This window comes from Streptomyces sp. NPDC002588 (assembly GCF_040295925.1).
Taxonomy (GTDB): Bacteria; Actinomycetota; Actinomycetes; order Streptomycetales; family Streptomycetaceae; genus Streptomyces.
The window spans coordinates 1-12,814 of the sequence record NZ_JBEOWF010000068.1; the positions used below are offsets into that span (position 1 = coordinate 1).

Below are 12,814 nucleotides of genomic sequence, written 5' to 3' on the forward strand. Positions count from 1 at the left end.
GTCGTAGTGCTGGACGAAGGCGCCCTCCCGCTCGCTCCAGCCGCGTTCCATGACCTGCTCGAGGATGGCGTCCCTGGCGCTGCGCCACTTCTCCAGGTCGGCGGGCCTGCGGAACTGCTCGGCCAGGCTCAGCGCGTGGTCGAAGGCGACCCAGGACATCACCCGGCTGTAGGTGAAGTCCTGGCGCCCGCCGCGGGTCTCCCAGATGCCCTCGTCCGGCCGGTCCCAGGTGTCGGCCAGCCAGTCCAGCGTCCTGGCCAACGCCTTCCATCCCCGGTACGTGGTCTGCTGCGCGATCTCGAGGCCCTGGGACACCGCGTAGATGGCCTCGCCGTAGATGTCCAGCTGGAGCTGGTCGGCGGCGCCGTTGCCGATGCGGACGGGGAAGGAGCCCCGGTAGCCCTCGAAGTGTTCGAGTGTCTCCTCCGGCAGATCGGGGTTGCCGTCGATCCGGTACATCGTCTGGAGCGGCTCCTCCTCCTTGCCCTCACGCTCGTGCAGTCTGTCCACGAGCCAGTGGACGAAGGCGGTGGCCTCCTCGACGAAGCCCAGGTCCAGCATGGCCCGCACGGACAGCGCGCCGTCGCGTACCCAGGTGAACCGGTAGTCCCAGTTGCGCTCGCCGCCCACCTGCTCGGGCAGGCCCATGGTGGCCGCCGCGACGAGGGCGCCGGTGGGGGCGTAGGTGAGGAGCTTGAGGGTGATGACCGAACGGTGCACCAGCTCGGGCCAGCGGCCCCGGTAGCGGGACTGGCTCAGCCAGTGCTGCCAGAAGCCGGCGGTCTCCTGGAACTGTGCGGTGACCCCGTCGGTTGTGGGGGGCGCGGGTGCCTCGCCGCCGGATGCGCAGACGGTGAACACGGCGCCGCCGGCTTCGCCGGCGCTCAGTGTCACCCGGCCGCGTACGTCCTGGCCGTCCCGCTCCAGCGGGAAGGTGGTCTGCAGGTGCGCGTCCATGCCGGGGGCCCGGAACAGGCCGGTGTTCTCGCCGAGTTCCAGCCGGTGCTCGGACCGGCCGTAGTCGAAGCGCGGCCGGCACTCGAGCGTGAAGTCGACAGTCCCCCGCACGGCACGCACGACGCGTATGAGGGTGTGACGGTCGGTGGCGGTGCGGGTCCGGTCCGGAGGCATGAAGTCGACCACTTCGCCCACGCCGTCCGGTGACATGAACCGGGTCACCAGAATGGCGGTGTCGGGGTAGTAGAGCTGCTTGCAGGTCTGGTCCGGGTGCTCGGGGGCCAGCCGCAGGTACCCGCCGCCGTCGTGGTCGAGCAGGGCGGCGAAGACGCTGGGCGAGTCGAACCGGGGAGCCGCGAACCAGTCCACGACACCCTGCGACGAGACGAGCGCGGCGGTCTGCAGGTCGCCCACCAGGCCGTGCTCGGCGATGGGAGGGTAGCGGTCCATGACTGCTCCGAAATCTCGGAAATGATCCCTTGTGTCCCACTATCCGCCACTCGGATGGCCCTCGCCATGTTGGTGCTGCCGACGGCCGCTCTCTCACCGCTGGGGTGCCGGAGCCGAGCGCCGCACCCGCCTTGCCGACCCCCTCCCTTTGGGCGTTACTGGCTGGAGTCGGCCGGACACCGGAGGTTGTGCATGCAGATGATCCACGTCCGGCTGGTGAGCCCCCCAGATCTCACCTCCCGGGCGATCGGGCTGCTGACCGACGACCGTTATGTCTTCAATCTGGTCGTCCTTCCCGAACTGGCGCACAACCCCGACGGCGACGCGATCGAGTGCGACATGCTGGCGGGCGCCGCCAACGCGGTGCTGCGCGGTCTGCGCGAGTTGGAACTCGACCGCCGCGGATCCATCGTCATCGAGCCGGTCGAGATGGCCTTCTCCGGCACCGCGGCCGCAGCCGAGCAGCAGCAGCTCGGGGCGCTCGCGCACGCGCCGGTCTGGGAGGAGGTCGAAGCGCGCATCCGTGCCGAGGGCACCTATCTGCCGAGCTTCTACGTCTACCTGGTCATCGCCGGCCTCATCGGGGCGGTGGGAATCGTCACCAACTCCCAGATCCTGATCGTCGCGGCTATGGTCGTGGGACCGGAGTACGGTGCCATCACCAGCGTCGCGCTGGGCATCGACCACGGCAACGGCACCAGGATCCGGCAGGGCCTGTTCGCCCTGACCGCGGGATTCCTGCTGGCCATCCTGGCGACCTTCCTGTTCTCGTGGGCGATCCGGGGCTTCGGTCTCCAGCCCAAGGCATACGAACTCGGCATCAGGCCGGTCTCCGACCTGATCGACGCCCCCAACTTCTTCTCCGTCGTGGTTGCGGTACTGGCCGGCATCGTCGGGATCATGTCCCTGACCCAGGCCAGGACGAGCGCGCTGCTCGGCGTCTTCATCTCTGTCACCACCATCCCGGCCGCCGCCGACATCGGCGTCTCCCTCGCGTTCTCCAGCTGGAGCGAGGCGCGCGGCTCCCTGATCCAACTCCTGCTCAACATCGTGCTGCTGATCGTGGTGGGCGTTCTGATGCTCAGATACCAATGGGCTGTCTGGCGGCGCATCGGCCGGCGCAGCGGACACACCGGCGGCGAGTGAAGCGACCGCGCCGACGGACTGCCGCCGGGGCCCCAGGTGGGCGAACGAGCCGGCCGATTCCGCGCGCGGGAACGTGTCGCGCTTGACCGGGTCGGTGCGCAACCGCACGCTCCCGACGAGAAGGCCGACACCGCAGGCAACCACCGTGCCCGCGTCCGAAGACCGAGGAGGCCAGGCGTGCAGGAGAGCCGCACCGGACGGCAACTGACCCTTCGTCACGGCACGCACCGTGCCGTTGTCGTCGAGCTGGGCGCGGCCCTTCGGTCGTACGCGGTCGGTGAGCGCACCGTGGTCGACGGATTCGCCGAGCAGGACCGGATCACCGGCGGACGCGGCCAGATCCTGGTGCCGTGGCCCAACCGGATCCGCGACGGCCGCTACCCCTGGGACGGGCAGGATCTGCAGCTGCCGCTCACTGAGCCGACCGGCGGCAACGCCATCCACGGGCTGCTCCGATGGGTCGCGTGGCAGGTCATGGAGGCGAGCGGCAGCCGCGCCGTCCTGGAGGTTTCGCTGTGGCCGCAGCCGGGCTACCCGTTCCACCTCCACGTCCGCGCCGAGTACACCCTGGGCGACAGCGGGCTCGAAGTCGCCGTCACCGCGCGCAACCTCGACACGAGCGCCGCACCGTACGGCTTCGGCCAGCATCCCTACGTCACCGCGGGCACCGCCGTCGTCGACCAGGCGGTGCTGACCGTCCCCGCACGCACGTGGCTGCGCACCGATGAGCGCGGCCTGCCGGTCGCCGCCGAGCCGGTCGCCGGCAGTGAGTACGACTTGCGAACGCCCCGAGCTGTCGGCGCGCTCCGGCTGGACACCCCTTTCGGCGACCTCGACCGGAACGCGGACGGTCGGGCCGTGGTGCGCCTGGCCCACCCGTCGGGTGCGCTCGGCACGGACGTGTGGCTCGGTGAAGGCGCCGACTACGTGCAGCTCTACACCGGCGACACCCTCCCGCCGGGGGAGCGCCGCCGTGCGGTCGCCATCGAGCCGATGACCTGCCCGCCCGACGCCTTCCGCAGCGGCACCGGGCTCGTCGGCCTCGGCCCCGGCGAGCAGCACACCGTCCGCTGGGGGATCACCCCGTGGGGGGAGTGACGACGCCGTCACGGCGCCCGGCCGTCACACGGCACTCGGCGGAGGTCTGACCCGGCCGGGTCACGCAGCCGGTCGGCAAGAGCACCCGCTCGTCCCACCACCCCGCACCGAAAGGGCCGAATGTGACGACGAACCAGGTGCTCATCGGCGTAGGCCTGATCCTGGTCCTCGCCGTCGGGTCGCAGATCCTGGCGAGCATCCTGCGCATCCCCGCCCTCATCGTCCTGCTGCCGGTAGGGTTCGCCGCCGGCGCGCTGATCGACGACGTCGATCCCGAGCGGTTGCTCGGGGCGGCGTTCTCACCGCTGGTGTCGCTGGCCGTCGCCGTGATCCTCTACGACGCGGGCCTCGGGCTGGACCTGTCGAGACTGAAGGGGCACACCCGCCGCGTCGTCGTCCGGCTGATCTGGATCGGAGTCCTGATCACCTGGCTGCTCGGCACACTGCTGGCCGCGCCACTGCTGGGGATGTCACACCGGGCGGCCGTCATGATCGGCGCGATTCTCGTCGTCTCGGGGCCGACCGTCGTCGGACCGCTGCTCAGCTTCGTACGACCGAACGACCGGCTCCAGCGCATCCTGATCTGGGAAGGCTCAATCATCGACCCGGTCGGCGGCATCCTGGGAGCACTGGTCTTCCACGCGATCGTGGCGAGCGCGGACCACCACGTCGCCAGCGTGGCCGTGGGCTTCCTGGCCAGAGTGAGCCTCGGAGCGGCCGGTGGAGTGGTGGGCGCGGCTCTGCTGTGGGCGCTGTTCCGGAGGCTGCGGCTCGGCGAGATCCTGGGCACCACGGCGCAGCTCGCCGCGGTAGTGGGTGTGGCGGCGTTCTGCGATGTCCTGCGTGACGACACGGGACTCATCGCCGCCGTGATCATGGGCCTGGCCGTGGCCAACCTCCCCGGCATCGACGTCCCGGCGCGCCGGCCGTTCTTCGAGACCCTGGTCAGCCTGATCCTCGGCCTGCTCTTCGTCTCGATCTCCGCCACCGTCACCCCGCAGTCGCTGCGCCATGTGTGGCTGCCCGCACTCGGGCTCGCAGCCTTTCTCGTGCTGGTCGTCAGGCCACTGGTGGCGGCCGTGTCCACCCTCGGCACCGATCTGACGCGCGGCGAGCGGGGCTTCATCGGCTGGATGGCCCCGCGCGGCATCGTCGCCGCCGCCACGGCATCGACCTTCTCGGCCGGCCTGGTGGCCAAGGGGATCGGCGGCGCTTCGAAGATCCTCCCCGCCACCTTCGTGGTCATCGTGGCGACCGTGACGCTCTATGGCCTGAGCGCCTCGCCCGTGGCCCGGCTCCTGGGCGTCGTGCGCCCCTCCCGTTCGCGTCCGCTGCTGGTCGGCGGCGACCCCTGGGTGGTCGACCTGGGTGTGGCCCTGCGGTCGGCAGGGCTGGAGGTGCTCATGTGGTCAGGGCAGAAGGAACAGCGCGAACACATCCGCCAGGCCGGGATCGAGCTTGCGCCCGGTGAACTGCTGGCCGCCGCCACTGGTGGTGCCGCGGAGCTGGAGGGCATCACGGCGGTGTACTTCCTCACCGCCGAGGACGACTTCAACGCGCTGGCCGAGGTGATTCTGCGCGGCAGCGTGGAGGAGACGGTCCACCGCCTCTACGCCCCGCCCGACAGCCACGGCGCGGTGGCGCCGTTCATCCGTGGCGAGGGCCTCTTCGGCGCCCATCTGACCTGGCCGGCCTTCTCCCACAAGTACGAGGACGGGGCTGCCGTCCTGGCACAGCCCGCCGACGATGCGCTGCCGCCCGACTGCGATCTGCTGTTCCTGGTACGGCCGGACGGCCGCCTCGACCCGGTCACGGAAGGCAGCACACCGCTGCCCGGACCGGGGGACACCGTCGTCCTGCTGGCCCCCGGCGGGCGGAGAGGCCGACCCGAGGTCTGAACCTGACCGGACAGCCAGGACGGGACTCGGCGCCGGCGAGGCTTCTCCTCGGAGTGGATGGCGAGGGGCCCCCTGCGTGAGCCAAGGGGAACGCAGGGGGAACATGGCGTACCTCGCGGGGGCGCGTGCGGTGACGGACGGCGTGGCGCGGCTGGCCGGTGTCTCGAAGCAGACCGACTCGCGGGTGCTCAACGACCATCCGGCCGTCCGTCCCGAAACCCGGGAGGCGGCGGCGGGAGCCATGCGCACGCTCGGCCCACGCCCGAGCCTGCACACGGTCCCTGGCCGGCGGCTGAACCAGGATGCTCGGCGTCATCACCTTCGACGCGGCACGCTACGGTCCCGCCTCGGTTCTGACCGCCGTCAACACCGCAGCCCAGGAAGCCGGCTACCTGGTGAGTCGGCGATGGGAGCGCCGACTCCGGATACGCGCCGGGCCGACAGCCGGCGGGGCGCCCGGACGGCACCGCGGTGTTCGTCTCCAACGACCGGATGGCGCTGTCGTCAGCTACGACGGCATCCCCGAGACCGCCCGTCTGCTGCCCCTGCCGGCCGACTCACCGCGGCCCCTCACCGCTCGTCAGGTTCGTGAGCCGAGACGGCGATGCTCTCCTTGCGGAAGAAGCTGGGACGGATCACCCGGTACACCAGCATCAGGACGGCGCCGAGCAGCAGCGCGCCGATACCGGTGATGAAGACGCCGCCGAGCTGCCAGTGCGGCGGGAACGGCAGCGTCCACGAGGTGCTGCCGTAGTCCGAGGCGGAGTACACGACGCAGGCGTTGATGAAGAAGTAGAGGAGCAGGACGCCGCCGAGCCCGGGCATGATGCCCTTCGTCCACAGGTCGCGCGGGCTGCGGGTGAGGACCTTGCGGTAGTACCAGACGCAGGCGAACCCGGTGAGCCCGTAGTAGAAGGCGATCATCAGGCCGACTGAGCCGATCGAGTCGGCCAGGACGTTCTCGCTCACCCGGGTCAGCATGACGTAGAAGGCGATGGAGGCCAGGCCCATACCCACCGTGGACCAGGTCGGGGTGAGGAATCGCGGGTGGATGCGGGCGAAGCGGTCCGGGATGGCCTTGAAGGCGGCCATGGAGAGCGTGGTGCGCGCCGTCGGCAGGATGGTGGTCTGGGTGGAGGCGGCGGCCGAGGTGAGCACCATCAGGATCAGCAGTTTGGTGGCGGTCTCGCCCCAGCCCCCGGTGCCGAAGACCTCGGCGCCGAGACTGGAGAGGACGTCTCCGGAGTTGTCCGGGTTGGCGAGGCCGATGCCGTGCTCTCCGACTCCGGCGAAGGCCTGCGCGGATGTGGTGACGAGCACGTAGACGAGCAGCAGGATGACTGTGGAGATGACGGCGGCGCGGCCCGGGGTGCGATCGCGCTCGACGGTCTCCTCGTTGACCGATACGGCGGTGTCCCAGCCCCAGTAGATGAACACACCGGCGAGCACGCTCTTGGTGAGGTCGTCGAGCGAGTTGATCTGGGCGGGGTTGAACCACGACCACCGGAGCTCCGACGAGACGCTCGGCGCAGTTCCCCCGTACACCTTGACCAGCGCGGTGATCGCCAGCAGGAAGAGCACCACGATCTCGATGCTGAGCAGCACTTTCTGGAGGTTCGCCGAGATCTCGATGCCGATGTAGCAGATCAGCGTCATCACGGCGATCCACATCACGCCGACCACGGTGACCCAGAAGGTGTCCTGCGCCAGTCCGTCCGCGCCCACCAGTTGGAAGCCGTACGCTCCGGCGATCTGGGCCAGATTGGCCATCACGATGATGTCGGCCGCGACGATGCCCCATCCGCCCAGCCAGCCGGTACGGGGACCGAACGCCCGGGAGGCCCAGGTGAACGTGGTGCCGCAGTCGGGGTCCGCCCGGTTGAGCTCCTTGTAGCCGTAGGCGATCAGGAACATCGGGACGAAGGCGAGGATGACCACGATCGGTGACTGGAAGCCCACGATCCCGACGATGACTCCGAGGGTCGCCGCGAGGCTGTAGGCGGGGGCGGTGGAGGCCAGGCCGATCACCGTGCTGGAGAACAGCCCCAGCGCGCCGCCTTTGAGCCCCTTGTCCGTCGCTGCCGGGCCCGGCAAGGGGTGCACTGGCGGGACAGAAGGCAGGCTCATGGTGCCCTCCGGAAACGTATGGCGTACCCCGGTCGAAGAACGCGGAGCTGCTGTTCCCAGGATGAACCCGCTCACCGGCAACCGAAAGTGCGGGGCCGGCGGGGGAGCGGGGCCCCAGAGGGCCTGTGCTGAACGTGCAGGCCCGGCTCCGGGTGCCGTCGGCCCGGGGGTACGGCCTCTTTGCCTCGCAAGGTCGGTGTGTTGGAGGCGTTTTCGCCTTCCGGTGTTGAGCTGGATGCCTGCTCGGTCGGCGCCCGAACAGCCTGCCGACTGGGCGTCCCTGGGGCCAGGATGGGGCCGGAAGGACAGTGAAACCCCGTGAACGATCACCACGTCCCGGACACGCCCGTGCCTGCTGACCTGCACAGACGGCGAAAACAGGGACGGTCGGTGAATCATGGGGCAACGATCTTGCGTTCTCGTAATGCGTAGGTCTCGGGTTCGAATCCCGAAGGCGGCTCCAAAGCAAACCCCAGTTCACACCTCTGAACTGGCCTTTCTCCTCGGAGTGGATTGCGAGGGGTCTCCCGCGTGAGTCAAGGGGAACGTAGGGGGAACAGGGCGTCGGGTAGTGGGAGTGCGATGGGGCGTTGCCGTCCCCGTCCTGGTCGTATCCCCGAGCCCGATGTGCCCCTGCCCGGGACGCGTTCCTCGTCCAGGAACAGGCACTGTGCGAGCACAAACGCCGTCCGTCGAACTCCTCGGCGCAGCCGCCGCCCGGCTCGGCTCCGGCCGGACGCCGGCCGACGAGCGAGGCCGGGAGTGCGGCGCACGGACCGTCGCAGCACCAGCGACGACTACCGTGAGTTCCTGATCAGGACCGCAGGTCTCGGCCTCGAGCGCCTGTGGGCGGTCCAGTGGGGGACGGCGGCGGTTTGCCGCTTCGTGTCTTGGCAGGCCCGCCGGTGGGCGGGTTCTGGTTGGTCGGGCCTTCCGGCCGCCAGGTCCGCGGGCGTCCGTGAGTCACCCGAGGCGCTGGGTGATGCGCGACCACACGCTGGGCGTGCCGGAGGGCTTGGGGGTGGGGCGGCGGTCGCGGAGCTGTTTCCAGGTCGGCTTCGGGCAGCGTCCCTGGGGCTGGGTCTTCGTGAACTTCTCGTAGGGCACCCGGCGTGGGGGAAGTCCGATCTCGACCCAGTGGTCCTTGCCGGAGGTGAAGTCCCAGCCCTTGTTGGGGATGCGGATGTGGTCGGCGCGGTTGTCCTTGTTCTGGCTGGTGATCTGGAGCACCTCGACGTGGCGGAGGCGGGGCGTCATGACCACGCAGTAGTGGGGGAGTTCGGCGTCCGACTCGCGGAAGGGGACCAGGGCGTGCCAGATCTCGCCCGTGGCCGGGCGGCGGCGGCCGCCGTTCAGGCCGCCGTTGTCCCACCAGCGTGACGCCTGGTGGCAGAGGAGGGCGGCAAGGCCGGCCGCCCCGCTCTGGGCAAGGGAGCGTGAGTTCCACTCGGGTGAGTCGAATCGGGCCCCGGCCCAGGCGACGGCGGCCTGGCTCAGGGCGAGAACGGCCACCGTGCGGGTGAGGAAGACCCACGGCGGGCAGGGGCGCGTGCGGCGCGTGAACGCCGTCACGGCTGCGGCGGCCGCGACGGGTATGCCGTAGAGGACGGCGTACTGGTCGAAGCCGTGCACCTCCTGCGGGGGCTTCTGGGAAGCCATCAGGTCGGGCACGATGACCGGCAGCGCCAGGGCGTAGCCGACCAGGACCCACAGGTTCAGCAGCAGATAGCCCTTGACGGCAATGCCCAGGCAGGACGAGTTGGTGCGACGGGACACGGATTCCTTCCGCGACGGCCGGGTCAGGACGCCTTCCAGAGAGTCAGTTCGGTGACGTAGTCGCGAGCCTTGTAGCCGGAGTCGTCCTTCTGGACGACGACATCCTTGATGGCGAGCATCGCCAGGTTGTCCTCGTCGGTGACGGTGCACAGCACGGTGCCCGGCGTCAGCTCGTCGCCCTGGGCGTCGTCGCCGAGCTCGGAGGGCAGCGCGTTGGTCGCCGCGCCCTCGGCGCACTCCTCGGGGGTGGTGCCCGCGCTCTTTCCCGCGGTCGTCACGAAGCGCAAGGTGTATCGGCCGCCGAACTCCTCGTACTGCAACTCGGCTTCCGTTGTCGTGCTGGAGGCGTTCGTGTCGATCTTCGGCGCGTCCAGGTCGACGTTGGTGTACGAGCTGCGGCCGTCGGTGAACTGGGCGCGCAGGGTGAGCGGCTTGTCCTTGAAGATCTCCGTGTAGCCGTTCGCCGTCGCGTTCGCGGTGGGCGATGTGCCGGTGCCCGGTGCGGGGGTGGTCGGCGTGGCGATGCTCGGCGTGGTGGCGGCGGAGGTCTGGGATCCGGCGGTCGCCGAGGAGGCGGTTTGTCCGCCGCCCTGGGCGCCGGTGTCCTTGTCGTCGCCTCGGGTGAAGGTCCAGGCGGCTGCCGCGACCACCACCACGGCCAGCGCGGCCGCGCCGATCGTCAGCGGGCTCCGGCCGCGGGCCGGTGCCGGCGCTGTCGGCGGGCCGGAGGGGTGCGGTGCTCCCTGCGGGGACGGGGCGGCTGATCCGGGCGGCGACGCCGGGGGCGCCGGGGCGTGGTGCGGCTGCTCGTGGGTGGGTGTGTATGCGCCGGACGCCACGGCATCCGGCGGTGCGGTGTCGGCTGCCGCCGGAGCACCGGGAGGCATCGTCGTGGCTCCCGCCGTGGAACCTGGAGGCATGGTCACAGCCCCCATCGCGTCCCCGGAGTCCGCTCCGGGCTCCGTCTCGGCCTGCTGCCTGGCGAGTCGCTCCCGGTGGGCGATGTCCGCCGCGACGGACTCGGGCAGCCAGCCGGTGAAGTCCCGCAGCGGCCGCCCGCTCAACTCCTGGCACAGTTCGGCCAGTTCGGAGGGGGCGGGGCGGGCGGCCGGGTCGGCGGCCAGCGTGCGTTCCAGGACGGCACGCAGCGGCTCGGGATACACCGTCAGGTCCGGCGGGCGAAACTCGGTGTTGGCGATCTTGGTGGCCAGGGTGATGGCTCCGGCGTCGCCGTAGGGGTGGCGGCCGGTCGCGGCGACGGCGGCGATCAGACCGAGCGAGAAGACGTCGGTCGCCGGTGTGAGGTCCTGGCCGTTCGCATGTTCCGGCGACATGAACTGGGGTGTGCCGATGAGCCCGCCGCTACGGGTGAGCTGGGTGGCGTCGGCGGCCCGGGCGATGCCGAAGTCGATGATCCAGGGGCCTTCGGAGCCGATGAGGATGTTGCTCGGCTTCATGTCGCGGTGGATCACGCCGGCCTTGTGCACGGCGTGCAGCGCCTCCGCCGCGCAGCCGGTCAGCTGCAGCACCGAGGGCAGCGGGAGCGGCCCATGCCCGGTGAGGATCTGGTCCAGGGCGAGGCCGGGGACGTAGGTGGTGGCCAGCCAGGGCTGCGGGCCGGTGGTGTCGTGGTCGACGACGGGGACGATGTGGTAGCCCTGCACCCGGCGGGCGGAGGTCGCCTCCTGCTCGAAGCGGCGGCGGAACTCCTCGTCCTGGGCGTACTCCCGGCGGATCACCTTCAGGGCGACCGGCTGGTTGCCGCGCGTACGGGAGAGGTAGACGGATCCCATGCCGCCCTCGCCGATCCGGGCGAGCAAGCGGTAACCGGCCACTTCTCGCGGGTCATCGGGGCCCAGCGGGCTCAACTGACCACCGGTTCCAGCATTGTTCAAGGCTTCAACCTTCCCGTCGGTGGCGTGATCGTAGCGGTGCTGCCCCGCCAGTGGTAGGCATTTGTGGAGGTCAAGGGAAAATGGCGAATATTACGGGGGATCACGGGAGTTGATGGGATTCGTCCTGATGGCAGGCGCCGCCGGGCGGCCGTACAGTGACACCCCTGCCGTCGGACAGCGAGGCGTCCATGGAACATCATCTGGCCGCGTCTGCGGAGCGGGCCGACTATCTGGTGGAGCTCTCCAACGTCCTGCGCGACACCTCCATCGGCCCACGCGGGCCGCGCTCCCTGCGCCGCCTCGGTCTGGTCCTGCGGGCGCTGATGGAGCTCACAAGGGATCCCGACGTCTCCGTCTACCTGGTCGCCGACACCAGTCTGCTGGGCGGGCACCGGGAGTTCGGCGACCAGGCGGAGGTCCGGCGGCTGCGCGGCTGGGTGGCCGCCGGACTGGTCGAGGAGGTCGCCGACGCCGACGAACGCGTCCTCGAACTGGCCCGCATGACCGCGACCCCGGTCATCACCGGCGACCAGTACGTCGACCACCGTGTCGAGCACCCGTGGATCCAGGGCAACACCTGGCAGTTCCTCAGACCCGAACCCCGGCCCGACGGATCCGTCGCCGTCGTGGCGATGGACATGGGGGTGCGCTCGGCGGCCGAGATCTCCCGCAAGATGGAACTGTCCGCACTGAAAAAACAGGGTCTCCTCGGCCCCGCCCGGACCCCACTGACCGACGTGATCATGCGGGCGTGGCGCTGCCCGGAACCCCAGTGTTCCCTCTACGACATCCGCCGCGGCGCCCGGATTCTGCTGCCCCGCATGCGGCGTTCCGTTCCCACCTGCGAGTTCCACGGTACGCCCCTGGAGGACGACGGCCCGCGCCTCGGCACCACCCAGCTCAAGGCTGTCATCGACGGCGCCTGCGTGGCCCGGTACACCCTCGACGAAGGCTCTGAAGCACACGTGGGCCGACTCCCCGGCCCGGCGGGCATCGCCCTGCACAGCCTGCTGGCCCCGCGGGTCGCCCAGCAGGTCAGCCGCAGGCATGTGGCCGTCTCCGCCCGGAACGGAACGGTCCTGATCCGTGACATCAGCACCTACGGCACCCGGATACGCCGCGCCGGCACACGCGGCGGCTTCGGCACCTGGGAGAAGCTTCCCCCGCAGACCGACCGGCCCTTCCGCCCCGGCGACGAGGTCGAACTCGCACCAGGCGTCGTCCTCACCCGCAGCGGCCGGCGCTTCCCCGCCGAACTCGCCGACGCATGGCGGACGGAAGCCGCCCGTACCCCTGTGTCCCCCGGCGCGGCAGCGCCCACTCGCCGGGCCTGACCACCGGGACAGCGGCTCAACGCCGAACCGGCCGGTGAGTCCTCCGCCGACCCGAGGGGCGCGCGAGAGCAAGGGCCGCCATCGCAACTTCCCTTCCCAACGGTCTCCTTGGCGGCCGGACCGGCAGCCGTCA

The 12,814-nt window shown here is 70.5% G+C and carries 8 protein-coding genes and 1 pseudogene; 5 read left to right on the forward strand and 4 right to left on the reverse strand.

Annotated features, from left to right (window positions below):
* Positions 1-1,407, reverse strand: a 1,407-nt coding sequence (locus tag ABT057_RS45735; RefSeq protein ID WP_352350686.1) for a glycoside hydrolase family 15 protein, incomplete at its 3' end; no start/stop codon positions are given.
* A gap of 192 nt (positions 1,408-1,599) precedes the next feature.
* Between ABT057_RS45735 and ABT057_RS45740 the strand changes: the two genes are divergently transcribed.
* The 4 genes and pseudogenes from ABT057_RS45740 to ABT057_RS45755 all read left to right on the forward strand — a co-directional run.
* The gene (locus ABT057_RS45740; RefSeq protein WP_352350688.1) at positions 1,600-2,553 is read left to right on the forward strand and encodes a DUF389 domain-containing protein; all 954 of its coding nucleotides are present in this window, start codon (positions 1,600-1,602) and stop codon (positions 2,551-2,553) included.
* Between the two features lie 177 nt (positions 2,554-2,730).
* Positions 2,731-3,651: an aldose 1-epimerase family protein gene (locus tag ABT057_RS45745; RefSeq protein WP_352350690.1), complete on the forward strand. Its 921-nt coding sequence runs from the start codon at positions 2,731-2,733 to the stop codon at positions 3,649-3,651.
* A 122-nt stretch (positions 3,652-3,773) separates the two neighbouring features.
* Positions 3,774-5,549, forward strand: a complete 1,776-nt coding sequence (locus tag ABT057_RS45750; protein ID WP_352350692.1) for a cation:proton antiporter — start codon at positions 3,774-3,776, stop codon at positions 5,547-5,549.
* A gap of 103 nt (positions 5,550-5,652) precedes the next feature.
* A pseudogene (locus tag ABT057_RS45755) lies at positions 5,653-5,950 on the forward strand (LacI family DNA-binding transcriptional regulator); the annotation flags it as partial.
* A 169-nt stretch (positions 5,951-6,119) separates the two neighbouring features.
* Here ABT057_RS45755 and ABT057_RS45760 read toward each other — a convergent pair.
* The 3 genes from ABT057_RS45760 to ABT057_RS45770 all read right to left on the reverse strand — a co-directional run bounded on the left by ABT057_RS45760 (position 6,120) and on the right by ABT057_RS45770 (position 11,287).
* Complete coding sequence (locus tag ABT057_RS45760) at positions 6,120-7,676, reverse strand: APC family permease (RefSeq protein WP_352350694.1); 1,557 nt, start codon at positions 7,674-7,676, stop codon at positions 6,120-6,122.
* Positions 7,677-8,639: 963 nt separating this feature from the next.
* The gene (locus tag ABT057_RS45765) at positions 8,640-9,452 is read right to left on the reverse strand and encodes a hypothetical protein (protein ID WP_352350696.1); all 813 of its coding nucleotides are present in this window, start codon (positions 9,450-9,452) and stop codon (positions 8,640-8,642) included.
* Between the two features lie 23 nt (positions 9,453-9,475).
* Positions 9,476-11,287, reverse strand: coding sequence for a serine/threonine-protein kinase (locus ABT057_RS45770; RefSeq protein ID WP_502974077.1), 1,812 nt, complete (start codon positions 11,285-11,287; stop codon positions 9,476-9,478).
* A 248-nt stretch (positions 11,288-11,535) separates the two neighbouring features.
* On the opposite strand from ABT057_RS45770, the gene ABT057_RS45775 reads away from it, so the two are divergent.
* Positions 11,536-12,681, forward strand: a complete 1,146-nt coding sequence (locus ABT057_RS45775) for an FHA domain-containing protein (protein ID WP_352350700.1) — start codon at positions 11,536-11,538, stop codon at positions 12,679-12,681.
* Positions 12,682-12,814: the final 133 nt, after the last annotated feature.